Below are 24,761 nucleotides of genomic sequence, written 5' to 3' on the forward strand. Positions count from 1 at the left end.
CTCACAGGCACGCGTGGAGCGCGCCGAGGAGCGCCGACGCGCGGTCGTCGGTGTCCTCGGCGCGCATCTCGTTGGTGAGGAACGAGAAGCCGATCCCGCGCTCCGGCCATGCCCCGTGCCGGCCGCCGCCCGCACCGCTGTGCCCGAACGCGACCGGCTCGGGACCGAAGGTGCCGATCGGGTCGGCCAGCTCGTAGCCGAGCCCGAACCGGAGCGGCCGGTCGTTGACGGCGTCGAACCCCTCGGCGTGGGTGCGGGTCGCCCGGTCCAGGGCGGCCGCCGGCACCGGTGAGCGGTCCGGGTCGGCGAGCGCGCCGTAGAGCCGCGCGACCGCCGGGCACCCGCGACGCCCGCACCGGCGAGCGCCCCGGACCGGTACCAGGCCGGGGTGTTGACGGTCTCGGCGTCGTCGAGCAGCACCCGGTACATCCGCTCGACGGTGCGGCGGCGCTCCTCGTCGTGCAGGAACGTCGAGATCCGGTAGCCCTCCGCCCGGACGATCCGGGCCGGGGACGTCGGCGGCGACGCGAGGTGCACCCAGGCCCCCGGCACCCGCGCGACGACGTCCTCGACGACGGTCCGCGGATCGGACCCGGTGACCCGGCGCAGCAGCTCGGCCACCAGGTTCCCCCAGGTCAGGGCGTGGTACGCGACCCGGCTGCCCGGCACCCACAGGGTCGGCTGCCGGGCCAGCGCCGCCGCCGAGGCGCGGTCGTCCAGCCCCGCCGCCGGGACCGGCTCCGGATCGACGTAGGGGAGTCCCGCGGTGTGCGAGAGGACCTGCGCCACCGTGACGGTGCCGTCGGCCGTGCTGCCGCCCTCGCCCGTGCCCTTGCCCGCCGCGGCGAACTCCGGCCAGTACCGCGCGACCGGCGCGTCCGGGTCGAGCCGGTCCGCCAGCGCCGCGCACGCCGTCGCCGCGAGGCCCTTGGTGCCGGAGAACAGGACCGCGACCGTGCCGGTGTCCCACGGGCGTCCGGTGTCCGGGTCGGCGAGCCCACCGTGCAGCTCCACCAGCGGCTCACCGTCCCGGACCACCGAGAACGCGGCACCGCCCCGGGCGCCCGCGAGGACGCCGGCGAACGCGTCCGCCACCGGACCGAACCCGCGGGCGACCGTGCCGTGCACCCGATGCTGCACCGTCACCGTCACCGTGCCGTCACCGGACCTCGGCCATCGAGGGGGTGTGCTCCAGCAGCTGGCGCGTGTACTCGTGCTGCGGGTTCGCGAGCACCTCGTCGACCGTGCCCTGCTCGACGATCCGCCCGTCCTGCAGCACCGCGATCCGGTCCGCGACCTCACGGGCCAGCGCGATGTTGTGCGTCACGAACAGCATCGCCGTGCCCAGCTCCCGGCGCACCAGCGCCAGCAGCTCGATGATGCTGGCCTGGACCGACACGTCCAGCGCGGACGTCACCTCGTCGCACACCAGCACGTCCGGGGCGGTCACCAACGCCCGCGCGATCGCCGCGCGCTGCCGCTCCCCGCCGGACAGCCCGCCCGGGTAGCGCTGCGCGAACGACTCGTCGAGCCGGACCTGCCCGAGCATGTCGAGCACCCGGGCGCCGCGCGCGTCGGCGTCGAGATCGGTGAGGTGCCGCAGCGGCACCTCCAGCGAGCTCGCGATCGTCCGCCGCGGGTTGAGCGAGGCGAACGGGCTCTGGAACACGTACTGCACGCTCCGCAGCTGCGCGTAGCTGCGCGGCGTCGTGAGCTCGTCGCCCTTGAGGGTCAGCGTCCCGGCGTCGAGCGGGAGCAGCCCGGACAGGCCACGGGCCAGCGTCGTCTTCCCGGAGCCGGACTCGCCGAGCAGCATCAGGCACTCGCCGGGCCACAGCTCGAGATCGACGCCGTCGAGCACCGTCTTCGGCCCGTACCGCTTCCCGGCACCCGACATCCGCAGCAGCGGTGCCCCGTCGCCCGACGGCGACGGGTCCCGGTCCACGGCGCGGTCCAGGTCCGGGACCGCGCCGATCAGCGCCCGCGTGTACGGGTGCTCCGGTGCGGTGAGGATCTGCCGGACCGGTCCGGTCTCCACCACCTCGCCGCCCTGCATGACCGTCACCCGGTCCGCCAGCCCGGCGACGACGGCGAGGTCGTGCGTGATGTAGAGCGCGGCGGTCCCCGAGCGCGTCACGAGATCGCGCACGGTGTCGAGGACCAGGTCCTGGGTGGTGACGTCCAGGCCGGTCGTCGGCTCGTCGAGCACGACGACGTCGGGCCGGTTCGCGAACGCCGCCGCGATCCCGACCCGCTGCTGCTGCCCGCCCGAGAGCTGGTGCGGGTAGCGGCGCAGGAACGTGTCGTCGGTCGGGAGACCGACGTCGGACAGCACCTCCCGCACCCGGGCGGCCACGTCGCCGTCGAAACCGTGGGCCTGGAGCACCTCCGCGACCTGGGTGCCGACCCGCAGCAGCGGGTTCAGCGACAGCGCCGGGTCCTGCGGGACGTAGGTCACCAGCCGCCCGCGGACACCGCGCATCGTCACCGGGTCCGCGGCGAGCAGGTCGTCGTGGGTCTCCGAGTGTCCGTGGAACGCGATGCTCCCACCGGTGCAGGCGAGCCCGTCCCGGAAGTGGCCGAGCGCGGCGAGCGCGGCCGTCGTCTTCCCGGACCCGGACTCGCCGACCAGGGCGAGGATCTCGCCCGGGGCGACGGCGAAGTCCACCCCGTGCAGCACCTCGCGGCCGCCGGTGGTGGCGACCCGCAGGCCGGTGCACTCGATCGTGAAACTGGCCGTACCGGTCATGCTCCGGCCTCCCCGGTCGTGTCCGCGGACTCCTTGGCGAGCGCGTCGGTGATCATGTTCGTGCCGACGGTGAGGATCGCGATCGCGAGCACCGGCAGCAGCACACCCCACGGCGCGACGATCAGCGCGATCCGGTTCTCGTTGATCTGCAGGCCCCAGTCGGCGGCCGGCGGCTGCACGCCGAGGCCGAGGAACGACAGCGACGCGACGTAGCCGATCGAGTAGGTCAGCCGCAGGCCCAGCTCGACCATCAGCGGGCCGGTGATGTTGGGCAGCACCTCGGTGGCGAGGATCCGCCGCCGCGGGACGCCGTACATCCGCGCGGCCAGCACGTAGTCCTGGCCGGCGACCGCGAGCGTCGCCTGCCGCGCGACACGGGCGACGCGCGGGATGTGCGTGATGCCGATGACCAGCACGAGCAGCCAGCCCGACGACCCCAGCACGGCGACCGCCAGCAGTGCCAGCACCAGCTGCGGGAACGACAGCAGCACGTCGCCGCCACGCATGATCAGCGAGTCGAGCCGCCCGCCGGAGTACCCGGCGAGCATCCCCAGCACGGCGCCGCCGACGATGCCGATCGCGGTCGCGGCCAGCGCGTAGAGCAGCACCGGGCCGCCGCCCGCGAGGAACCGGACGAACACGTCGCGGCCGAGGTCGTCGGTCCCGGCGAGACCGTCGGGCCGGAACGGGCGCCCGGCGAAGTCGTCGACGCCGTACCCGGTCAGCAGTGGGCCGAGCACCGGCCCGAGCAGGGCGATCACGACGACGACCAGGGTCAGCACGGCCCCGATCCGGGCCTGGCGGCGGCGGAAGGTCCGCCGCAGCAGTCCTGCGGGAACAGCGGGAGCACTCACGAGACACCTCCGGAGGCGGTCCGGATCCGCGGGTCGGCGAGGATCCCGGCGACGTCCGCGGCGAGGTTCACCAGCACGTAGAACGCGGCGATGATCAGGGTGATCGCCTGGACCACCTGGACGTCGCGGTTGGCGACGGCGTCGATGAGCGCCTCGCCGATGCCGGGGTAGCGGAACAGGAACTCGACGACGACCACGCCACCGGCCAGCCAGGCCAGCTGCATCGCGATCACCTGGGCCACCGGGCCGATCGTGTGCGGGACCGCGTGCCGCACCAGCACGGTGCGTTCGGGCAGGTCCTTGAGCCGGGCCATCTCGACGAACCCGGCGTCGAGCGTCTCCGACAGCGTCGCCCGGGTCATCCGCACCACGTACGGCACGACGACGAGCGCGAGCGTCAGCACCGGCAGCACCAGCTGCTCGGGCCGGGCCCACACCGGTTCGCCGGGCCGGGCGATGGTGACCGAGGGCAGGATCCGGAACACCGACGTCGCGAACACGACCACGAGCAGCACACCGATGACGAACTCGGGCAGCGCGGCCAGCACCAGGCTGAACCCCGACACCCCGGAGTCGGTCCGGGTGCCGCGCCGCACGGCCGCCCACGCGCCGAGCGCGAGCGCGATCGGGGTGGAGATCACCGCGGTGACCACCAGGAGCAGCGCGGACGCCGCGATCCGGCCCCCGAGCAGCTCGCCGACCGGGCCCTGGGTGGCCGCGGAGAAGCCGAGGTCACCGGTGAGGATCCCGCCGAGCCAGGAGAAGTAGCGCTCCCAGGCCGGACGGTCGAGCCCGAGCTGCTCGGTCAGCGCGGCGATCCGCTCCGGGGTGGCCTGCTGGCCGAGGATGGCCCGCGCCGGGTCACCGGGCAGCAGCAGGGTCGCCCCGAAGATCAGCACCGAGACGACGAACAGCACCAGCACGCTCACGAGCAGCCGGCGCAGGATCATCTTCGTCAGGACGTTCATGCGTTCACCCACGCCTTCCGGAACTCGTACCCGGACAGCGACAGCCCGGTGCGGTTCGGGACGAGCCCGCCGACATAGGCCTGGTGCGCGTCGACGCGGTCCGGGTACCCCCAGATGAGGTAGCCGCCGCGGTCGAACTCGATCTGCTGGGCGCGGCGCACGAGCTGCGCACGCAGGGTCGTGTCCACCTCGGACCGGGCCCGCCGGATGACACCCTGGTACTCGGCGTCGTCCCAGTGCGTCTCGTTGAACGGCGCGTCGGGCATCGACGACTGCGAGGCCTGCGGGATGTAGTTGCGGGTGTTCCAGAAGCTCTGCGCGAACTCCCACTGCAGGTACTGGTCGGAGAAGAAGGTGGAGGTGTCCACCCGGCGCAACCCGATCTCGACGCCGGCGGCGCGGGCCTGGGTGGCGTACACCTGGGCCGCCTCGACGGCGCCCGCCTGGATCGGCGAGGTCACCAGCTCCAGCGACAGGTTCGGCTTCCCGGCCGCGGAGAGCAGGTCACGGGCCCGCTCGATGTCCTGCTCGCGCCGCGGGTCCAGGTACTCGGGGTCGAACCGGGCGTACAGGTCGGACGCGTGGGTGCCGAGGCCGGAGAGGACCTGGTTGACCATCTCGTCGCGGCCGGCGATCAGGCGCAGCGCCTGCCGGACCCGGACGTCGTCGAACGGGGCGACGTCGACCCGCATCGTGAAGGGCAGCCAGCCCCCGGTCTCCGAGGTCAGCAGCCGGACGGACTCGTACGCCCCGACCACCTCGGTGAGCGAGAGCGGGACCTGGTCGATCGCGTCGACCTGGCCGGAGAGCAACGCGTTGATCCGGGCGTCGTCCTCGGAGAAGTTGATCAGCTCGAGCCGGTCGACCCAGGGCTGGTCGGGTCGCCAGTACCCGTCGTACCGGACGAACGCGCTCTGCTGCCCGGCGGCGAACGACTCGAACCGGAACGCGCCGGTGCCGACCGGGCGCTCGACATCGAAGTCGGTGGGCACGATCCCGCAGGAGTACTCGGCCAGGTACTGGTCGAACACGGGGGACGGCTCGCTCAGTACGAACCGGACCTGCCGGTCACCGGCCACGACGACGTCGTCGAGGATGCCGAGCTGCGACGCGCCGGACTTGGGGTCGTCCGGGTCGGTGATCCGCCGGAAGGTGGCGACGACGTCGTCCGGGGTGACCGGGCGCCCGTCGTGGAAGGTGATGCCGGAGCGGATCGTCGCGGTCCAGGTGCGGGCCCCGGGGTCGGGGCGCACCGCCTCGGCGACGGCGGGCTGCAGCGTGTAGGCGTCGTCCCAGTGCAGGAGCGGCTCGTACAGGCTGAGGGTGCGGGCGATGTCCGGGTTCGTCGCGGGGCTGTGCGGGTCCAGGGTGTCGGAGGCGCCGCCTCCGGTCACACCGCCCCGCAGCACGCCGCCGCGGCGGGGCGGTCCGGCGTCCCGGGCCGCGGCCGGCCCGCCGCAGCCGGCGAGGAACGCCGCTGCGGCCAGACCGGCCGCTCCGCCGAGCAGGCGGCGCCGGGTGAACGGCGCCGCTGTCGGGCTGATCATGAAACTGTCTCCTCGGGGCTGGGCCCCGGGGAGGACCCGGGGCCGCGGTCGCGGGCTCAGGTCGGGGGCCGGTTCACCGCCGTTCCGCCGGTGCCGACCGGCGCGATCGACCGTCCGGCGTGCTCCGGTTCGGTCACGTCGCCGCCGGTGAGCCCGTCGAGGGCGACGGCGACGTCGTCCGGGAACGGCCGCGTGCCGTCGGCGCCCACGTGCAGGCACATGAGCTCCTCGGTGGCCGCGAGCCGGCCGTCGACGTGCAGCTCGTGCCAGAGCCGCAGCCGCTTGGCGTCGCGTCCGAGCACGCGCGTGCGCACCTCGAGGGCGGCGTCGGGGCCGACCTCGCTCAGGTACCGCACGTGCGCCTCCACCGTGTACAGCGAGCAGCCGCTCGCCGCCCGGTAGGCCTCGTCCATCCCGGCGCGGTCCATCAGCGCCGTCGTCGCGTCCCCGAACACCAGGACGTAGTACGGCTCGGAGAGATGTCCGTTGTAGTCGATCCACTCCGGACGGACCACGTCGGTGTGCACCAGTTCGGTCACGGTCGGCCCGTCTCCCCGGACGGCGAGCCCGCCCTTCCCGCCGTGCCTGCTGCCCGGGCCGTATCGACGGCCCGCCGGACGGCGATCACCGCCCGGTCCCGCTCGGCGACGAGCTCGGCCATCGGGCGGCCGCCGGCGCTGACCTCGGCCCCGGCGACCATGTCGTCCCGCAGCGCGGTGGTCAGCTCGGGGGCGTCGAGCCGGGTCCACGGCGCCTTCAGCGACGGTCCGAAGTGGTCGAGCATGTGTGCCATGCCGCCCTCGCCGCCGGCCAGGTGGAAGGTCAGGCAGGGCCCGTGCACCGGCCAGCGCAGCCCCGGTCCGTCGGTGATCGAGCGGTCGATCTCCTCCGGGGTGGCCTCGCCCTCGGCGACCATGTGCAGCGCCTCGCGCCAGATGGCCTCCTGCAGCCGGTTCGCGATGAACCCGGGCAGCTCCCGTTCCATCTCGATCACGGACTTGCCGATGTGCCGGTAGAACTCCGCCGCGGCGGAGGACGCCCAGGCCTCGCTCTTCTCCCCGCCGACGACCTCGACCAGCGGGATCAGGTACGGCGGGTTGAACGGGTGCCCGACGACGAGCGCACCGGGGTCGGCGGCGTCGACGGCCATGTCGGACATCGGGAAACCCGACGTCGACGACGCGACGACGACGCCCGGCCCCGCTGCCGCGGCCAGCTCGGCCAGCAGCGAGCGCTTGAGCGCCAGGTCCTCCGGCGCGCTCTCCTGCACGAAGTCCGCACCGGCCACGGCCTCGGCCGCGGTGTCGAACAGCTCGATCGCGTACGGGTCGGCACCCTCGGCGAGGCCCAGCTCGGTGAGCGCGGGCCACGCGGCGTCGATCAGGCGGCGGAGCTTGTCGCCGGCGTCCGGCGCCGGGTCCCAGGCCCGCACCGTCAGCCCGCGGGACAGGAAGTAGGCGGCCCAGCCGCCCCCGATGACACCGGCGCCGATGCAGGCGACGGTCCGGATCTCCGTGACGGGACGCGTGACGGGACGCTGCTCAGGCACCGGCGCGCTCCTTCAGACCCAGGATCTCGCGGGCGCGGTCCGGTGTCGCCACCGTCGCGCCGAGGTCCTGCACGATCTGCACGGCGCGCTCGGTGAGCTGCTCGTTCGTCGCCTTGACCCCGCGGGACAGGTAGAGGTTGTCCTCGAGCCCGACCCGGGCGTGGCCACCGGCCAGGATCGACTGCGCCACCCACGGCAGCTGGTTGCGGCCGATCGCGAACGACGCGAAGTTCGCGCCCTCGGGGAGCATGTTCACCTCCGCGGCCAGGACGCCGGGGTCGGCGGGAGCGCCGTAGGGGATGCCCATGCACAGCTGGAACAGCGGCGGGGCGTCGATCAGGCCCTCCTCGACCAGGGTGGTGGCGAACCACAGCTGCCCGGTGTCGAAGATCTCGAGCTCCGGCTTCACACCGAGCTCCTGCACCCGCTTCGCGCTGGTGCGCAGCATGTCCGGCGTCGAGATGTAGAGCTGGTTGCCCTCGCCGAAGTTCAGCGATCCGCAGTCGAGCGTGCAGATGTCGGGGAGCAGCTCCTCGACGTGCGGGAGCCGATCGAGGGCGTTGACCAGGTCGGTGCCGTCGACCGGCTTGAGCGGGTCCTCGGCGTCGATCACGAGGTCGCCGCCCATGCCGGCGGTCAGGTTCAGCACGACGTCGACACCCGAGTCGCGGATCCGGGTGACGGTGTCGCGGTAGAGCTCCACCGCCCGCGACGGGTCGCCCGTCTCGGGGTCGCGCACGTGGATGTGCACGACGGCGGCGCCGGCGCGGGCGGCGGCGATCGCGTCGGCGGCGATCGCGGCCGGGGTGATGGGCACGTGCGGGCTGCGGCCCACCGTGTCTCCGGCCCCGGTCACCGCGCAGGTGACGATGACGTCACGGTTCATCCGTTCTCCGTCCTGTGTGGCTCGTCCTGTGTGGAGTCGCGTGGGGGTGGTGCGGGTCGTCCCGGCGCCGCGAGCACGGCCCGGTCGATGTAGTCGTGCAGCACCGCGCGCATACCGTCCGGCCCGGTGCCGGGGGTACCGGCGAGGACCTGGATGCCCAGGCCGTCGACGAGCGCGGTGAGCTGGCGTGCGAGACCGTCGGCGCCGGGCACGAAGACGCCGGTCGCGGCGCCGTCGGCGAGCGTCATGGCGACGCTGCGGTACCAGCGGTCGTAGAGTCCCAGTAGAGCTCGCGCCGGGCCGGGTCGATCGCCGACTCGGCCCAGACCTGGATCCAGATGGACCACTCGCGGCGCAGCAGCTCGCCCTCGGGGAGCTGCAGGTCGATCAGGCGCAGCAGCCGCCGGTGCGGGTCGGTGATCTCGCCGAGCGCGGCGACCTGCCGGTCGAAGGCGAGCTTCACGTTGTGCCGCAACGCCTCGTCGAGCAGCTCGGAGCGGGTGGGGAAGTGGTAGTGGATCGCCGCCGGGCTCGTGCCGCACGCGTGCGCGACGTCGGCCGTCCGCACCCGGTGGTAGCCGCGGTCGGCGATGAGCCGCCACGCGGCGTCCAGGATCCGGCGGCGGGTCTCCCGGGAGCCCCGGGTCGTGGGGGCGCCGGCGGACGCGGCGCTGGTGGTCGCGGCCGCACCGCCCGGGACGGCCGTGTGGGTGCGGGTGTCGTCCCGGCCGTGCAGGAGCCGGTTGACGGTCTCCCCGGTGACGTCGGCGATCGCGACGAGCTCCCCGGCGGCGAACCGGCGGCGCCCGGCGAGCGACTTGGACAGCTTCGTCTCGTCCAGCCCGATCGCCGCGGCGAACCGCCGCTGTGTCCAGCCGTCCCGTTCGAGCAGTTCACGCACCCGGGAGGCGACCACCGCGTCCCCCTGCGTCGCGTCCACCGGTGCGGGGTCTCCGGGGGTGGAGCCGCTGCGGGCGGACGGACGTGAGGGGTGCACGATCCGGAACCGTAGGCCGGGCTTGCGAAAGCCGCAAATAACGATTCGCATACGTTCAGCTCAGAGCGTGTTTGCGATGTCCGACCGGTGCGCCGCTCAGATTGCGCTACCGGTCCGCACGGTCGCGCGGTGAACGGTAGGGTCGCCACTGCCGACGTAGCCGACCGGGGGAGAGGCAACCATGCGCTCGCTGGACGAGACCCGCGATCTGGACCGAGGGCGTGGAGGGGGTGGACGTCCCGGGCTACGACCGGGCGGGGGTGCGCACCGGCATCGTCCACATCGGGGTCGGCGGGTTCCACCGGGCGCATCTCGCGATGTACGTGGACTCGCTGCTCACCGCCGGGGAGGCCCGCGAGTGGGGGATCTGCGGGGTCGGCGTCCTGTCGTCCGACGAGCGCATGCGCGGCGTCATGGCAGCCCAGGACGGGCTGTACACCCTGGTCCGCAAGGAGCCCGACGGATCGCTGTCGCCGCGCGTCGTCGGGTCGCTGGTGGACTACCTGTTCGCCCCGGACGACCCGGAGGCGGTGATCGAGCGGATCGCCCACCCGGACACGCGGATCGTGTCGCTGACGATCACCGAGGGCGGCTACGCGATCGACCAGAAGACCGGTGAGTTCGACCCGGACTTCCCCGGTGTCCGGGACGACCTGGAGTCGATGGCCGCGGGGCGTGCGCCGAGCGGCGCGTTCGGCCTCGTCGTCGAGGCGCTGGCCCGCCGGCGCGAGCGCGGCACCGGCCCGCTCACGATCATGAGCTGCGACAACATGCAGGGCAACGGCGACACCGCCCGGCGGGTGTTCACCGGCGTCGCCCAGCTGCGCGACGCCGAACTGGGGGCCTGGGCGGCCGGGCAGGTCACCTTCCCGAACTCGATGGTCGACCGGATCACCCCCGCCACCGCGGACTCCGACCGCGCCGCCCTCGAGGAGCGGTTCCGCCTGCGCGACGGCTGGCCGGTGGTCTGCGAGCCCTTCACCCAATGGGTGCTGGAGGACGACTTCGCCGCGGGCCGCCCGGAGTTCGAGCGGGTCGGTGTGCAGGTCGTCGACGACGTCGTGCCCTACGAGTTCATGAAGCTGCGGCTGCTCAACGCCACCCACCAGGCGCTGGGCTACCTCGGCTACCTCGCGGGGCACCGCTACGTGCACGAGGTCGCCCAGGACCCGACGTTCGCGACGTTCCTGCGCGGCTACATGGACGCCGAGGCCACGCCGACCCTCCGGCCGGTCCCCGGCATCGACCTCGACGAGTACAAGGACACGCTCCTGTCGCGGTTCGCGAACCCGGGCGTCGCCGACACCCTGAAGCGGATCAACTACGGCAGCTCCGACCGGATCTCGATCTTCCTGCTGCCGGTCGTGCGGGAGCAGCTCGCGGCCGGGGGACCGGTGGACCGGGCCGCCGCCGTCGTCGCGGGGTGGTGCCGGTACGCCGAGGGTTCCGACGAGCAGGGCGAGGCGATCGAGCAGCAGGACCGGCTCGCCGACGAGCTGACCCCGCTCGCGGTGCGGGAGCGCTCCGAGCCGCTGACCTTCCTGCGGTACCGGCCTGTCTTCGGCGACCTGGCCGACGACGAGCGCTTCGCCGGCGCGTTCCGCAGGGCGCTGGAGTCGCTCTACGAGCGCGGGGCGGCCGCGACCGTCGCCGACATCGGATGAACCGATGAGAATCCGGCACGTCTCCGGTCCCAGGTACTGACGCATCCGCCCGATCCGGGGAGACACCATGGGAACCATCGACGTGCACGAGTTCATCAGTCTCGACGGCGTGATCGAGGATCCGTCGTGGACGGCCGAGTACGGCTTCACCGACGGGATGGGTGCTGCCATCGGGAAGCTCTGCGACCAGGCGATCCTGCTGGGGCGCACCACGTACGAGGCGTTCTACCCGGCGTGGTCGGCGCGCGGGCACGACGAGGAGTCCGGCGCGGCGTTCTTCAACGGGTCGCCGAAGCACGTCGTGACGTCCACACTGGCCGATCCGCTGGAGTGGGAGAACTCGACCGTGCTCGGCCCGTACGACCCGACGCGCATCCAGGCGCTGAAGGACTCGGTCGACGGCGGCATCTACGTCAGCGGCAGCGCCACCCTGGTGCGGGCGATGCTCGCCGACGGGCTGGTCGACACGCTCAACCTGTTCGTCTACCCGGTCGCGCTGGGTGCGGGCGAGCGGCTGTTCGCCGCGGGGCAGCGGATCCCGCTGCGGCTGGTGGAGACCGAGGCCTACGAGAACGGCGTGGTCAGGATGACCTACGGGCCGCCCGCGACCTGAGCGCGCGCCGGCTCAGGACGCCGGTGCGGTCCGGTCGCGATCCAGTGTCGCGACCGCCTGGCGTGCCGCGTCGAGGACCCGGGTGTGGACCGCGCGCGCGTCCGGGGCCTCCTGCTCGGACAGCCAGGTCGCGACGGTGACCTGCAGGACGGCCATCGCCGTCGCCGCGGCGATCCGGTGCGACAGCTCGGGCTCCGGCATGTCGTCCCGCTCGGCCAGCGCTCCGGCGACGGTCTCCTCGACGGTCCGGCCGACCCGGGCCATCCGGCCGTTCAGCTCGGGGTGGGTGCGCAGCAGCTCGAGCTGGTCGTGCCAGACCGGGCTGGTCGTCAGTGTGCCGGCGAGATCACCGAGGACGGCGGTCGCGGCGGCCAGTGCGGACGGCTCCGGCCTGGTCCGGACCTCGGCCGCCAGCTCGGCCAGCGACACCTCGTCCCAGTCGAACAGCGCGGCGTCCTTCGACGGGAAGTGGTTGAAGAACGTCCGCGGGGCGACGTCGACGTCGGCGCAGACCTCCTCCACGGTGAAGTGCTCCGGCCCCTGGCTGCGGGCTCGCTCGAGCGCGGCCACGCGCAGCGCGTGGCGGAGGCGCAGCTTCTTGCGTTCCCGCAGACCCGAGCAATGCTGCTCCTGCTCCGCGACGGTCGTGCCGATCATCGCGTCACCTCTCCTTCGTGCGGGGGCTGCACGTGTGCAGTCCCTGCAGTGTGCGCGCAAAGTCGTGAGCACAGCAAACTATCGTGCGGCACGGTCCGATCGGGCGCTTCCCCGCGGTCGGCCACCACCGGGTGCTGACGGGTCCGCACGGCATCGTCGGCGGTGCGACGCGCAGTCGCCGTCGGGTCGCTCGACCCCGTCGCCGACGCCGTCCGGCGGGGGATCCGCGTTCCGCGGAACGCGGTCCCGAGGCGCCACCCGCCTCGTCGCTCCTCGCCGAATCGCGTCCCTGTGGCCGGGTGCGCGAGTGCCGGTCGACGGGTTCCGCATGGTCCGTCGCGCACGTCTCTGCGAGTGCGCTGCCCGCCATGCGGGTTCCGCGCGGTGCGTTCCGCGGAACGCGATCTCACGGACCGGGCGAGACTGTCGGGCCCCGCTGCGACACTCGTTCGAACATCAGTGCGATACCGCTGGGAGCGTCCGCATGTCTCTCACCACGCCCTCGTCCGATGCGTTCCCCGGGTTGAGCCTGCCCGTCCTGGAGTCCGAGCTGCTGGGGCTCGCGGGCCACATCGCCGCGGCGGAGTGCCGTTTCCTGCAGCTGCTCGCCGAGTTCGACCGGCGCGGCGGATGGTGCGGCGTCGGCATCCGGTCGTGCGCCCACTGGCTGACCTGGCGTGCGGGGATGAGCCTGCGGACCGCGACCGAGCACCTGCGCGTCGCCCGTGCTCTGGAGAACCTGCCGCTGGTCACGGCGGAGTTCGCCGCGGGGCGCCTGTCGTACTCGAAGGTTCGCGCGATCACCCGGGTGACCGGCGCGGACGGCGCAGCCCTCACCCGCGCTGCCGCGGCGGTAGGGGTGGCGGCCGGCGGGGAGGCGCAGCCCGGTGTGGACGCGCAGCCCGGTGTGGAGGCGCAGCCCGGTGGCGGAGCGATCACCGGGGGGACAGCGGTGATCGGTGAGGAGACGGAGCGCGGCGAGAGCACAGAGCCCGTCGAGAGCACAGCCATCGGTGACGGCGCATCGCCCTGCGGCGCCACGCCGCCCCAGCGTGAGACTGTCGACGGCGGGGCGGGCGAATGCAGGTCCGGCAGTGCCGAATCCGTGCCGTCGCCGCGGCCGGAACCCACGGTGGCCGATGTCGAGACGGCCGAGCGTGTGATGCTCGAGCTGGCCATGTCGTCGACCGCGAGTCACGTCGAGACGGTGGTGCGTGCGGTGCGACGCCGGACCACCCCACCGGTCGACACCGCGGCGCGTCGTTCGCTGAGCTGGCACCACGACGTCGACGGCTCGCTCGTCCTGCGTGGCCGCTTCACTCCCGAGGACGGCGCGGCGCTGATCGCCGCGATCGAGGCGCTGGTCCCGCCGCCCACTCCGGCCGGGACGTCCCCGGCCGGGCGTTCGGCGGATCTCCTGGACCAGGGCCGGGAGCAGGAACCCGGCCCGGCGGTGGACCGGACGGCGGCGCGTCGCGCGGACGCGCTGCTCGAACTCGTCCGGCACGGCGACGGCCCCGGTGCGGCCGGGCCGGTGGTCACGCGCGGGAGTGCCCAGGTCGTCGTCCACATGGACGTCGGCTCCGGCACCGCACGGCTGGCGGGCGGACCCGAGATCCCCACGACGACCGCGGAGCGCCTCGCCTGCGACGCCCGTGTCCAGGTCCTGCTCGGTGACCGGGCGACGAACCGGCTCTACCTGGGGAGATCCCGTCGCCTGGCGTCACCGGCCCAGATCGCTGCGCTCACCGCGCGCGACGCCGCGGATGGTGGTGGCTGCCGCTTCCCCGGCTGCGACCACACCCGTCATCTGCACGCCCATCATGTGCGGTCGTGGCTGAGCGGGGGAGCGACGGACATCGACAATCTCGTACTGCTCTGCAGCTACCACCATCGGCTCGTGCACGACGCCGGTTACCGGATCCGCTACCGCGCGGACGCCTGGGACTTCCGCCGCCCGGACGGTACCCCGGTCAGCCCCCTCGGTCCGCCGCTGAGCGGAGCCGCGGCCGCGATCGTCGAGATCAACACCAGGGCCGACCTGCAGATCGACCGCGTCTCCCTCACCCCGGACTGGTACGGCGACGCGGTCGATCCCGGCCCGATCCTCGACGCCCTGCTGCCCCGCGAACTGCAGCGACGGCCGCCTGAGCGACGACACCGGGCTCCGCGGGACCGGTCCTCAGCCGTGCGCCAGCAGCGCGGCGCCGATGATGCCGGCCTCGTTCAGGAGCGTCGCCGGGACGATCGTGGTCCGCGTCCGGACGTACGGGGACCACCTGTCGAACCGCTTGCTGACGCCGCCGCCGACGACGATCAGGTCCGGCCAGACGAGGTTCTCCACGTGTGTGAAGTACCGCGTCAGGCGCTCGCCCCACTGCTCCCAGTCGAGGTCCTCGCGTTCGCGGGCGGAGTCGGCGGCACGGCTCTCGGCGTCGAACCCGTCGATCTCGAGGTGCCCGAACTCGGTGTTCGGGACGAGATGCCCGTCCGCGATGAGCGTGCTCCCGATCCCGGTGCCGAGGGTCGCCAGGAGTACGACGCCGGACTTCGCACCCGCCGCGCCGAACTCGACCTCGGCGACGCCGGCCGCGTCCGCGTCGTTGACCAGCAGGGCGTCCCGTCCGGTGACCTTGCGCAGCACCGCGGCGGCGTCGCAGTCGATCCACGACGGATCCACGTTGGCCGCCGTGCGGGTCACCCCGTGCTGGACGACGGCGGGAAAGGTGCAGCCGAACGGCCCCTTCCAGTCGAACTCGTCGAGGATCTGCTTGACCGTCTCGGCGACCGCCTCCGGTGTCGACGGCTGCGGGGTCGGGATCCTGACCCGGTCGTCGGCCAGCTTCCCCTTGTGCAGGTCGACCGGTGCGCCCTTGATGCCGGACCCGCCGATGTCGATCCCGAAACCGAGTCCGTGCTTCTTGCTCACGAAGGTGATCCTCTCTCAGGGCTCAGGAACCGAGTGCGGCGGCGACGACCTCGCGGGCCTCGGACTGCACGGCCGCGAGGTGGTCCGCGCCGCGGAAGCTCTCGGCGTAGACCTTGTAGACGTCCTCGGTCCCGGAGGGCCGGGCCGCGAACCAGCCCGCCTCGGTGGCGACCTTCAGGCCGCCGATCGGGGCGTCGTTGCCGGGCGCGCGCGTCAGCTTCGCGGTGATCGGGTCGCCGGCGAGCTCGGTCGCGGTGACCGCGGACGCGTCGAGCTTCGACAGCGCGGCCTTGTCCTCGCGGGAGCACGCGACGTCGGTGCGGGCGTACGCCGGCTCACCGAACCGGCCGGTCAGGTCCCGGTAGTGCTCACTGGGCGTGCGCCCGGTCACCGCGGTGATCTCGGAGGCGAGCAGGGCGAGCAGGAGGCCGTCCTTGTCGGTGCTCCACGGCGAACCGTCGCGGCGCAGGAACGAGGCCCCGGCGCTCTCCTCACCCCCGAACCCGATCTCCCCGGACCGCAGGCCGGGAACGAACCACTTGAAACCGACCGGCACCTCGACCAGCGTCCGGCCCAGGTCGGCGGCCACCCGGTCGATCATGGACGAGCTGACCGCGGTCTTGCCGATCCTGGCCGTGGCCGGCCAGCCGGGGCGGTGCGCGAACAGGTAGCCGATCGCGACGGCCAGGTAGTGGTTCGGGTTCATCAGCCCGCCGTCGGCGGTGACGATGCCGTGCCGGTCGGCGTCGGCGTCGTTGCCCGTCGCGATCCGGAACGGCGCCGGGTCGGCCTCCATCCGACTGCGCAGCGACGCCATCGCGTACGGCGACGAGCAGTCCATCCGGATCTTGCCGTCCCAGTCGAGGGTCATGAACCCGAACGCCGGATCGACCGACGGGTTCACGACGGTCAGGTCGAGGCCGTAGCGCTCGGCGATGACACCCCAGTAGTCGACCGAGGCCCCGCCGAGCGGGTCGGCGCCGATGGTGACGCCGGCGTCGCGGATCGCGTCCATGTCGAGGACCTGGTCGAGCTGGGCGACGTACTCGCCGAGGTAGTCGTACCGGCCGGCCTCGAACGACGCCGTCCGCCGGACCCCGGAGAGCCCGGCCTCCAGGAGCTCGTTCGCCCGGTTCGCGATCCAGGACGTCGCCTCGGTGCCGGCCGGGCCGCCGTCCGGCGGGTTGTACTTGAAACCACCGTCGGCGGGCGGATTGTGCGACGGGGTGACGACGACGCCGTCGGCGAGGTGCTGCGACCGGCCGGCATTGGTCACGAGGATCGCGTGCGAGATCGCGGGTGTCGGGGTCAGACCGTCCCGCGAATCGATCATCAGCTCGACCCCGTTCGCGGCGAAGACCTCGGCGGCGGTGAGCCACGCCGGCTCGGACAGCGCGTGCGAGTCCCAGCCGAGGAACAGCGGGCCGTCGATGCCCTGCCCCGCCCGGTACTCGACGATCGCCTGGCTGGTCGCGGCGATGTGGTCGTCGTTGAACGTGGCGGTGAATGCCGAGCCCCGGTGCCCCGAGGTGCCGAACGCGACCCGCTGGACGTCGACCTTCGGGTCGGGGTGGGTCTCCCGGTACGCGGCGAGCAGCGCGTCCACGTCGATGAGGTCCTCGGGGCGGGCCGGCGTCCCGGCGCGCTCGTGCACGGACATGCGTCGTCCTTCCGTCCGTATCGTTCGGACTGCACACACTGCCGCATGGGCGGGTGTGGTCGCAGCACCTACGCTCGTCCTCGTGCGGATCGCGTCGTTGCTGCCCGCGGGCACCGAGATCGCAGGCCGGCTCGGGCTGGCCGATCGTCTGGTCGGTGTCACCTTCGAGTGCGACGACCCGCCCGGTGTCCGCGACCGGGTCCCGGTCGTCGTCGACACCGCGCTCCCGCACGGCGCGACGCCGGGTGAGATCGACGCCGTCGTCCGGTCCCGCGCCGCGGCCGGACTCCCGATGTACGAGGTCGACGGCGCGACGCTCGCCGCCGCGGATCCGACGCTGATCCTGACCCAGGACCTGTGCGCGGTCTGCGCGCTGCCCGGCGCCACCGTCGCCGAGGCGCAGGCCGCGCTCGGCACCCGTGCGGAGGTGCTGTCGCTGAACCCGCACCGGCTCACCGACGTCCTCGCGATGATCGCCGACGTCGGCGCGGCGGCCGGGGTACCGGCGGTGGCCGCGGAGCTGGTGGGGGTGCTGACCGACCGGTTGGACGCCGTCACCGTGGCGGTGGCGGCAGCGGTGCGGGACCGTCCCGCGCCGCGCGTGCTGGTGCTGGAGTGGACCGACCCGCCGTTCCTGCCCGGGCACTGGGTGCCCGACCTGGTCACCGCCGCGGGCGGCGTCCCGGTGGCGGGGGACCCGGGCGGGCGCAGTGTCGGCGTCGGGTGGGAGACGCTCCCCGGCGACGTCGACGCGGTGCTCGTCGCCCCCTGCGGGTTCGGCCTGGACGACGCGGTGGCCCAGGCCCGTGCGGTGCTCGACCGCGTCCCGGCCGGGGTGCCGGTGCACGCGATCGACTCGGCGGGGCTCGTGGTGCGGGCAGGGCCCCGGCTGGTCGACGGGGTCGAGGCGATCGCGGCGGCGCTGCACCCCGGGACCGTCGCGGAACCGCCGCCGGGGCGGACCGAGCGCGTCCGTTAGGTGCGTGCGCCCGCGCCGAGCCGTCGGCCGACGAACCGGGCGATCCACGGCGCGACCATCAGCATCAGGATCACCCGCAGTACCTGCACCGCGACGACGGTCGTGACGTCGGCCCCGGACGAGATCGCCGTCGCCAGGACCGCGTAGATCCCCCCGGGCGTGGTCGCGAGGTAGCCCTCGAGCGGGGTCATCCCCGTGAAGTGCGACAGCAGGAGCCCGAGACCGGCGCAGACCGCGACGACGGCGAGGATCAGTGCGGTGGCCAGCGGCAGCACCCGGACCACCGTCCCGAGCGCCGCGCGGGTGAACCGGAGCCCGGCCTGCCAGCCGATGACGGCGTAGGCCACGTCGACGATCGGCAGGGGCACGGACGCGTCGAAGGAGAACCCGGCCAGGCTGATCACCAGCGCGACGACCATCGGCCCCAGCAGCGAGCCGGCGGGCACCCGGGTGACGCGTCCGAGCGGGACGCCGATCACGACGCAGGCCACGGTCACACCGAGGCCGATCCACCAGGGTGCGGCAGGACCGCCGGGCGGGCTGCCGGCGGGCTCCGCGACCTGTGCGCCGTAGGCCAGCGCGGCGACGACGGGCATCGTCGCGGTCACCAGCCCGACGCGGAGGTACTGGATGACGGCGACGGTGCGCTCGTCACCGCCGAGCTCGCGGCTGATGGCGACCAGGCCGGATGCCCCGCCTGCGGTCTGCGCGAGCATCCCGGTCAGCGGGGTCACACCGCGCTGCAACCCCATCAGCAGGCCCGCACCCATGCTGACCAGGAGCGTCAACAGGCTGATGACGAGCACCGGGATCCACTGCGTCGCGACGGTCGCGAGCGTCTCCGGGCGGGCCAGCAGCCCGATGACGATGCCGATCACCGCCTGGGAACCGGCGGTGGCCGGTCGCGCGACCCGCGTGGGGCCGAGCCCGGCGAGGGCGAGGACCGTCGCCACGAACAACCCGGCGAACAGCGCCGGGGAGGGGACGTCGAGTGCGTCGAGCGCGACCGTGGCGGCGACGGTGAGCGCGGCGAGCAGCAGCCATCGCCACCAGGGGAAACTCCGGAGGCGCCCGGGCGCCGTCACCGTGCGATCACCGGTTCAGCCTAGGCGTCGGCCACGGGAGGTGTCCCGGTGAAACCGGCCACGGTCGTTGGCGCGGGACAAGTACTTTCGGTCCCGGCGCGGACGGGGTAGTACGGACGGGCGACGCGGGTCGGCAGGACGGGCGAGGCCGACGGGCGATACGGACGGGCGAGACTCACGGGCGAGGAGGTGCGCCGATGGCGGAGCACGCCGACGAGATCGGGCTGGGACCGGTGATCGCGGGTCTGACCGGACCGGGCGGGGAGTTCGAGCTGGAGACCGTCGCTGCCGGTGGCGGGCGCCCGGTGCGGGTGTACCGGCGCGGCCCGCACACGCTGCGCGAGCTGTGGGAGACGACGGCCACGTGGCCGGAGCGGATCTTCACCGTGCACCACGGGGAACGGCTCACCTACGGCGCGCACCGGTCGCTGGTCGCGGACCTGGCGCGGCATCTCATCGACGGGCTCGGGCTGCGCCGCGGGGACCGGGTCGCGATCGCGATGCGCAACCTCCCGGAGTGGCCGGTCGCGTTCTTCGCCGTGCAGGTCGCGGGACTCGTGACCGTTCCGCTGAACGCGTGGTGGAGCGCGCCCGAGCTCGCGTGGGCCGTCGCCGACTCGGGAGCACGGGTCGTGGTGGCGGATCCGGAGCGGGCCGCGGCACTCACGACGGCGTGGTCTGCGGACGAGGGGCCGCCACGCGCGGTCCCGGTGATCCGCGTCCGCGGGGACGTGCCGGCTGCGGCCGTTGCGGGCGTCGTCGACTGGGAGGCGCTCGGCCTGCGCACGGACGGCCCCGGCACGCTCGACGGGCTTCCCGCCCCGGACGTCGGCGACGACGCCACGATCCTCTACACCTCGGGCACCACCGGCCGTCCCAAGGGTGCCGTGGGGACGCACCTCAACCACGTGACGAACCTGCTCAACGTCGCGCTGCAGGCCCGGGCCACCGCGCTCCTGACCGGCGCAGAGCCGCCCCCCGGGCAGCAGGGCACGCTGCTGATGTACCCGATGTTCCACATCGCGGGCATCAACGGGCTGGTCGGCGCGGTGCTCGGCGGGTCCAAGCTGGCCACTCTGCACCGCTGGGACCCGGTCGCGGCACGGTCGGTCGTCCGCGAAGAGCGGCTGACCCGGTCCAACGGCGTTCCCTCGACCACCGCCGAGCTCGTCGACGGCGCGGATCCGGCCGACCTGGCGTCGTTGCGGATGTTCGGGATGGGCGGTGCGCCGGTACCGCCGGAGCTGGTGACCCGGATCGGCCGCGAGCTCGGTGCCGGTACGGCGAACGGGTACGGCCTCACCGAGACGACGTCGGCGATCTGCGCGAACACCGGCTCCGACTACGCGGCCCGCCCGGACAGCGTGGGCAGGCCTGCGCCGGGGGCGGACCTGCGGATCGCCGGGCCGGCGGGGGAGGCGCTTCCCGACGGCGAGGTCGGCGAGCTGTGGTTCCGCGGACCGAACATCGTGCGCGGCTACTGGAACGACCCGGACGCCGACGCGGCCGCCTTCACCGACGGCTGGTTCCGCACCGGCGACCTGGGGCACGTCACCAACGGCTGGGTGTACGTCGTCGACCGGCTCAAGGACGTCGTGCTCCGCGGCGGCGAGAACATCTACTCGGCGCAGGTCGAGGCGGCGATCCACGAGGTGCCGGGCGTCGTCGAGGCGGCCGTCGTCGGCGTGCCGCACCCGCGGCTCGGCGAGGAGGTCGCGGCGATCGTCCGGGTGTCGCCCGGCACGGCCCCCGACGACGACGCGGTGCGCTCGGCCGTCGCGGAGCGGGTCGGCGGGTTCGCGGTGCCCGCGCACGTGCGGTGGACCGTCGAACCGCTGCCGCGGACGGCGACCGGGAAGGTGCGCAAGCGGGAGCTGCGGGACGGGTTCACCGCGGGCTGACCGTGGTCCGGCGCAGCGCGTGACGCCACTGGCGCCACTGGCGGCACATGGCGTCGCCTGACGTCGGAGCGGCCGAGCGGCCGAGCGGCCGAGCGGCGGAGCAGCCGAGCGGCCGGGCGGCCGGCGGGGGGAGCGGCCGGCGGGGGAGCGGGCGGCGGAGCGGGCCGAGCCGAGTCGGGGACGGTCCGGGTCGTCAGTCCTCCAGGTCCGCGAGCGCCCGCTCGGCGTGCGTGACCTCGGCGTCGGCACGCCCGCAGCGGCGTGCGGCGTCGGCGGCGTCGCGTTCCGCGGAACGCAGGGCGCGCTCGGCGTCGGTGACATCGGTGCGGGCCCGGTCGAGGTCCGCGCGCAGCTCGTCGACGCGGCGGTGGGCGTCGTCGCGCCGGGTCGTGGCGGCGTCGGCGCGTTCGCGGGCGTGGTCGCGTTCGCGGGAGGCGTCGTGGGCGGCGAGCCGGGCCCGCTCCACCCGGTCCTCGGCCTCGGCGTGTGCCTGCTCGCGCCGGCGGCGCTCCCGGTCCTCGGCGGCGGCGCGGTCGCGCTCCCGGCGTTCCGCGGAACGCTGCTCGGACGCCCGCTCGTCGATCTCGCGACGCTTCCGGCCGAGCTCGCCGCCGGCACGGGCGCCGGCACCGGCACCGGCTCCCGCAGGTGTCTCCGCCGTGGTGCCGGCCGCGGCCCCCGCCCCGGCACGGTCTCCGGGGTGCTCCCGATCGTCCTCGCTGCCGCCCGAGCCGCCGGAGCCGTCGGAGCCGCCCGGGTCCGCCGGGGCGTGCCGCGACGGTCCGCTGCGGCGTTCCGCGGAACGCCCGGAGCGGCGGCCGGCGGCCGTGTCCGGTGCGTCGGCCCGGTCCCGGGGCGCGGCGTGGGAATCGGCGGTGCTGCCCGCGGTGCTGGCCGTCCCGGTGCCGCCTGCCCCGGCTGCCCCGGAGCCACTCGGCGCGGAGCTGGTGGTTCCGGGGTCGGCAGTCTCGAAGCCGAAGGTCCCGAAGCCGCTGTGGCGCTCGGCGCGCACCAGCCGTCCGGCGCGGACCTGCTCGGCCAGCTCCGGATCGGCCAGCACCGCACGGACGTCGCGCTCCAGCCCGGAGTCGATCCGGTGCCCGGCGTCGCGGCCGAGCCCGGCCGCCCGCCGGGCCAGCCCGCCGACCAGCCGGGACCGCTGCGCCGAGACCCGGCGCAGCTCCGCACCGTCCAGGGAGCGCTGGGCCTCGGCCAGCGGACCGGCCAGCTCCAGCAGACCCGCCACCTCGTCCGGGACGGCGGCGACCAGCAGGTTCGTCAGCCAGGCCGCCCGCGTCGGACGCTTGAACCCCGCGATCTCCCTCGCGGCGGCGCGCTCCCCGGCGGCCCGGGCCTGCGCGACCAGATCGTCGCGGACGGCGACGAAGTCCTCGGGCGCGACCCGGTAGAGCCGGTCCGCGGCGTCGCCGACGTCCACGACCGGCTCAGCTCAGGTTCGCGTGCGTACCCACCAGCACCGCGCGGGCGAGGGTGTGGCCGAACAGGTTGAACCCGAGGAACGACGGCGTCGCGGTGGCCGGCACCTCCAGCGACGGGACGTCGACCGCGTGGACGACGAAGTAGTAGCGGTGCGGTCCGTGCCCGGGCGGCGGGGCCGCGCCGAGGAGGCGGCGCAGGCTCGCGTCGTTCGCGAGTTGCACGGCGCCGTCCGGCAGGCCGGAACCCGTGTCGTCGCCCGCGCCGGTCGGCAGCTCCGTGACCGACGCCGGGATGTCCAGGACGGCCCAGTGCCAGAACCCGGCGCCGGTCGGGGCGTCCGGGTCGAAGCAGGTGACCACATAGGAGCGGGTGCCCTCGGGGCGCCGGACCAGGACAGCTGCGGCGACACGTCCTCACCGCCGGCACCGAAGATGCCGGACAGCTGGGGCGTGGAGAGGGCAGCGCCGTCGTTCACGTCCGTGCTGGTCAGGGTGAACGACGGGACCGGGGGCAGCTCGTCGTAGGGGTTGCGGGGCACGGGGTGGACCTCCTCGTCTCGGATGCATGTGATCGGGTGAATCCTGGCACGGCGCGCCGCTCCGCGGTACGGTGAGGAACGGGCAGGGTGGTGCGGGTGGAGATGCTGCTGGTGGTCGTCGGCCTGATGCTGGCGGCGGTCGTCCTGGTCGGGGTGGGGGAGCAGCTGCGGCTGCCCTGGCCTGCCCTCATGGTCGTCCTCGGTGCCACCGTCGCGCTGGTCCCGGGTCTGCCCGACGCGTTCGTCGTGGATCCCGAGCTGATCCTGCCGCTGTTCCTGCCGCCGCTGCTGTTCGCGACCGCGCAGCGGACGTCGTGGGCTGTGTTCCGGGCTCGCTGGCGGACGATCGCACTGCTCGCCGCCGCGCTGGTCCTGGTCACCGTCACCGCGGTCGCGGGGACGGTGTGGGTGCTGGTCCCGGGGATCGCGGTGACCGCGGCGATCGCGCTCGGGGCGATGGTGGCACCGCCCGACCCGGTGGCGGTGGAGGCCGTCGCGGGTCAGACGCCGATCCCGCGCCGGATGATCTCCGTGCTGCAGAGCGAGGGCCTGTTCAACGACGCGACCGCTCTGGTCATCTTCCAGACCGCGGTGCTCGCGACCGTCTCCGGCGACGAACTCAGCCCGCTCGCGCTCGGCACGCGGTTCGTCGCGGGAGCCGTCGCCGCCGTCCTCCTCGGGCTGGCGGTCGCCTGGCTCGCCCGCACCGTGCTCGGCCGTCTCACCGACTCGACCGGCCGCAGCGCGCTGACCCTGGTGCTGCCGTTCGCCACCTACCTGGCCGCCGAGGAGATCCACGCGTCCGGGGTGATCGCCGTCGTCGTGCTCGCCCTGCAGTTGCGCGCCGGGGCGGACGCCGACGAGGCCGCCGAGCGGATCACCCAGTCGTCGCTGTGGAACGTCGTGGAGCTGCTCGTCACCGGCATCGCGTTCGGGCTGATCGGGCTGGACCTGCGCCAGGTCGTCGCGGCCGCCGGGGACGAGCTGCCACGGATGCTCGGGCACGCCGCGCTCGTGTGTCTCGTGGTGGTCGTCGTGCGGACGGTCTGGATGGTCGCCGCCTGGCGGGTCGTGCGCCGCACCGACGACGTCAGCGCCGCGCCGCGCACCGGCCGGGAGGCGGTGCTGCTGGCCTGGTGCGGGATGCGGGGACTCGCGACGCTGGCGCTCGCGCTGTCCCTGCCGACGACGCTGGCCACCGGCGAGCCGTTCCCGTACCGCGCCGAGCTGGTGCTCATCGCCGTGTCGGTGCTGGTGGTGACCCTGCTAGTGCCCGGGTTCACGCTGCCGCTGCTGGTCCGCGCGCTGGGTGTGGACGACGAGGCCGAGGCCGAGGAGCGCGCCGAACGGGAGATCGTCCTGCGGGCCCGGCGGGCCGCGATGGCGACCATGGAGTTCGAGCAGAAGGTCCGTGACCTCCCGGAGGAGGTCGGCGCGCGGATGCGCGACCGGGTCGAGCGTCTGGAGGCGGTGCTGTCCGGGGAGACGCCGTCCGACGAGGAGCGCAAGCAATTCGCCACCATGAAGGCGGTGCGCGGGCAGATCGCCGACGCGCAGGCCTCGGCCCTGGCCGCGGCCCGGACCGAGGTGCTGGCGGCCCGCCGGGAGCCGGGGGTGGACCCGCACGCCGCCGACCGGGTCCTGCGCCGCCTCGACCTGCGGACCGTGCTGCTCGACTGAGACACCGGCGCGGTGTGGGCCGGCCGGACGCGCCGTCCGGCCCACACCTGCCGCTCGGCCCGGCC

The 24,761-nt window shown here is 74.1% G+C and carries 21 protein-coding genes and 2 pseudogenes; 5 read left to right on the plus strand and 18 right to left on the minus strand.

Annotation, left to right across the window (positions count from 1 at the left end):
• Position 1: 1 nt before the first annotated feature.
• From Ae150APs1_RS33160 to Ae150APs1_RS01140, 11 genes and pseudogenes are all read right to left on the minus strand, one after another.
• Positions 2-286, minus strand: a complete 285-nt coding sequence (locus tag Ae150APs1_RS33160; RefSeq protein ID WP_249266608.1) for a beta-lactamase family protein — start codon at positions 284-286, stop codon at positions 2-4.
• 260 nt (positions 287-546) lie between these two features.
• Positions 547-1,152: pseudogene (locus tag Ae150APs1_RS33165) on the minus strand (serine hydrolase domain-containing protein); the annotation flags it as partial.
• A gap of 7 nt (positions 1,153-1,159) precedes the next feature.
• The gene (locus Ae150APs1_RS01105) at positions 1,160-2,749 is read right to left on the minus strand and encodes an ABC transporter ATP-binding protein (protein ID WP_075295154.1); all 1,590 of its coding nucleotides are present in this window, start codon (positions 2,747-2,749) and stop codon (positions 1,160-1,162) included.
• A complete protein-coding gene (locus tag Ae150APs1_RS01110) occupies positions 2,746-3,603 on the minus strand; it encodes an ABC transporter permease (protein ID WP_029239908.1) in 858 nt (285 codons plus the stop codon). Before Ae150APs1_RS01110 ends, Ae150APs1_RS01105 begins: the two co-directional genes overlap by 4 nt.
• Positions 3,600-4,562: an ABC transporter permease gene (locus Ae150APs1_RS01115; protein ID WP_075301538.1), complete on the minus strand. Its 963-nt coding sequence runs from the start codon at positions 4,560-4,562 to the stop codon at positions 3,600-3,602. Before Ae150APs1_RS01115 ends, Ae150APs1_RS01110 begins: the two co-directional genes overlap by 4 nt.
• Positions 4,563-4,567: 5 nt before the next feature.
• Complete coding sequence (locus Ae150APs1_RS01120; protein WP_075295156.1) at positions 4,568-6,118, minus strand: ABC transporter substrate-binding protein; 1,551 nt, start codon at positions 6,116-6,118, stop codon at positions 4,568-4,570.
• Between the two features lie 56 nt (positions 6,119-6,174).
• Positions 6,175-6,657, minus strand: coding sequence for a thioesterase family protein (locus Ae150APs1_RS01125; RefSeq protein ID WP_075295158.1), 483 nt, complete (start codon positions 6,655-6,657; stop codon positions 6,175-6,177).
• Positions 6,654-7,667, minus strand: a complete 1,014-nt coding sequence (locus Ae150APs1_RS01130) for a 3-hydroxyacyl-CoA dehydrogenase NAD-binding domain-containing protein (protein WP_075295160.1) — start codon at positions 7,665-7,667, stop codon at positions 6,654-6,656. Before Ae150APs1_RS01130 ends, Ae150APs1_RS01125 begins: the two co-directional genes overlap by 4 nt.
• Positions 7,660-8,553 (minus strand): 3-keto-5-aminohexanoate cleavage protein, encoded by an 894-nt coding sequence (locus tag Ae150APs1_RS01135; protein ID WP_075295162.1) that lies wholly within the window; start codon positions 8,551-8,553, stop codon positions 7,660-7,662. The genes Ae150APs1_RS01130 and Ae150APs1_RS01135 overlap by 8 nt, the downstream gene beginning before the upstream one ends.
• Complete coding sequence (locus tag Ae150APs1_RS34485; RefSeq protein WP_349289862.1) at positions 8,550-8,801, minus strand: TetR family transcriptional regulator C-terminal domain-containing protein; 252 nt, start codon at positions 8,799-8,801, stop codon at positions 8,550-8,552. The genes Ae150APs1_RS01135 and Ae150APs1_RS34485 overlap by 4 nt, the downstream gene beginning before the upstream one ends.
• The gene (locus tag Ae150APs1_RS01140; protein ID WP_349289863.1) at positions 8,798-9,493 is read right to left on the minus strand and encodes a TetR family transcriptional regulator; all 696 of its coding nucleotides are present in this window, start codon (positions 9,491-9,493) and stop codon (positions 8,798-8,800) included. The genes Ae150APs1_RS34485 and Ae150APs1_RS01140 overlap by 4 nt, the downstream gene beginning before the upstream one ends.
• 278 nt (positions 9,494-9,771) lie before the next feature.
• Here Ae150APs1_RS01140 and Ae150APs1_RS01145 point away from each other — a divergent pair, with 278 nt between their 5' ends.
• Positions 9,772-11,214, plus strand: a complete 1,443-nt coding sequence (locus Ae150APs1_RS01145; protein ID WP_249266165.1) for a mannitol dehydrogenase family protein — start codon at positions 9,772-9,774, stop codon at positions 11,212-11,214.
• A gap of 67 nt (positions 11,215-11,281) precedes the next feature.
• Positions 11,282-11,827: a dihydrofolate reductase family protein gene (locus Ae150APs1_RS01150; protein WP_075295166.1), complete on the plus strand. Its 546-nt coding sequence runs from the start codon at positions 11,282-11,284 to the stop codon at positions 11,825-11,827.
• 12 nt (positions 11,828-11,839) lie between these two features.
• Here Ae150APs1_RS01150 and Ae150APs1_RS01155 read toward each other — a convergent pair whose 3' ends face one another.
• From Ae150APs1_RS01155 to pgm, 4 genes are all read right to left on the minus strand, one after another.
• The gene (locus Ae150APs1_RS01155) at positions 11,840-12,484 is read right to left on the minus strand and encodes a TetR/AcrR family transcriptional regulator (RefSeq protein ID WP_075295168.1); all 645 of its coding nucleotides are present in this window, start codon (positions 12,482-12,484) and stop codon (positions 11,840-11,842) included.
• Between the two features lie 1,723 nt (positions 12,485-14,207).
• Positions 14,208-14,645, minus strand: coding sequence for a hypothetical protein (locus tag Ae150APs1_RS32510; protein ID WP_083679860.1), 438 nt, complete (start codon positions 14,643-14,645; stop codon positions 14,208-14,210).
• 21 nt (positions 14,646-14,666) lie between these two features.
• On the minus strand, positions 14,667-15,413 hold the full coding sequence (gene ppgK, locus Ae150APs1_RS01175; protein ID WP_075295170.1) for a polyphosphate--glucose phosphotransferase: 747 nt from the start codon (positions 15,411-15,413) through the stop codon (positions 14,667-14,669).
• 22 nt (positions 15,414-15,435) lie between these two features.
• Complete coding sequence (gene pgm / locus Ae150APs1_RS01180; RefSeq protein ID WP_075295172.1) at positions 15,436-17,073, minus strand: phosphoglucomutase (alpha-D-glucose-1,6-bisphosphate-dependent); 1,638 nt, start codon at positions 17,071-17,073, stop codon at positions 15,436-15,438.
• 82 nt (positions 17,074-17,155) lie between these two features.
• On the opposite strand from pgm, the gene Ae150APs1_RS01185 reads away from it, so the two are divergent.
• Positions 17,156-18,052 carry an ABC transporter substrate-binding protein gene (locus Ae150APs1_RS01185; RefSeq protein WP_075295175.1) on the plus strand — a complete coding sequence of 299 codons (897 nt, stop codon included), beginning with the start codon at positions 17,156-17,158 and terminating at the stop codon, positions 18,050-18,052.
• On the opposite strand, the gene Ae150APs1_RS01190 is transcribed toward Ae150APs1_RS01185, so the two are convergent.
• A complete protein-coding gene (locus Ae150APs1_RS01190; protein WP_075295177.1) occupies positions 18,049-19,137 on the minus strand; it encodes an AbrB family transcriptional regulator in 1,089 nt (362 codons plus the stop codon). The genes Ae150APs1_RS01185 and Ae150APs1_RS01190 overlap by 4 nt on opposite strands.
• A gap of 197 nt (positions 19,138-19,334) precedes the next feature.
• On the opposite strand from Ae150APs1_RS01190, the gene Ae150APs1_RS01195 reads away from it, so the two are divergent.
• Positions 19,335-21,038, plus strand: a complete 1,704-nt coding sequence (locus tag Ae150APs1_RS01195; protein ID WP_075295179.1) for a class I adenylate-forming enzyme family protein — start codon at positions 19,335-19,337, stop codon at positions 21,036-21,038.
• Between the two features lie 193 nt (positions 21,039-21,231).
• Here the strand turns inward: Ae150APs1_RS01195 and Ae150APs1_RS01200 are convergent, their stop codons facing one another.
• Both Ae150APs1_RS01200 and Ae150APs1_RS01205 read right to left on the minus strand, forming a co-directional pair.
• Positions 21,232-22,476, minus strand: a complete 1,245-nt coding sequence (locus Ae150APs1_RS01200; protein WP_075295181.1) for a hypothetical protein — start codon at positions 22,474-22,476, stop codon at positions 21,232-21,234.
• A gap of 7 nt (positions 22,477-22,483) precedes the next feature.
• Positions 22,484-23,016, minus strand: a pseudogene (locus Ae150APs1_RS01205) (YbhB/YbcL family Raf kinase inhibitor-like protein).
• A 102-nt stretch (positions 23,017-23,118) separates the two neighbouring features.
• On the opposite strand from Ae150APs1_RS01205, the gene Ae150APs1_RS01210 reads away from it, so the two are divergent.
• Positions 23,119-24,696 carry a Na+/H+ antiporter gene (locus tag Ae150APs1_RS01210; RefSeq protein ID WP_249266523.1) on the plus strand — a complete coding sequence of 526 codons (1,578 nt, stop codon included), beginning with the start codon at positions 23,119-23,121 and terminating at the stop codon, positions 24,694-24,696.
• Positions 24,697-24,761: the final 65 nt, after the last annotated feature.

Origin of the sequence: Pseudonocardia sp. Ae150A_Ps1 (assembly GCF_001932315.1) — a bacterium.
Lineage (GTDB): Bacteria > Actinomycetota > Actinomycetes > Mycobacteriales > Pseudonocardiaceae > Pseudonocardia.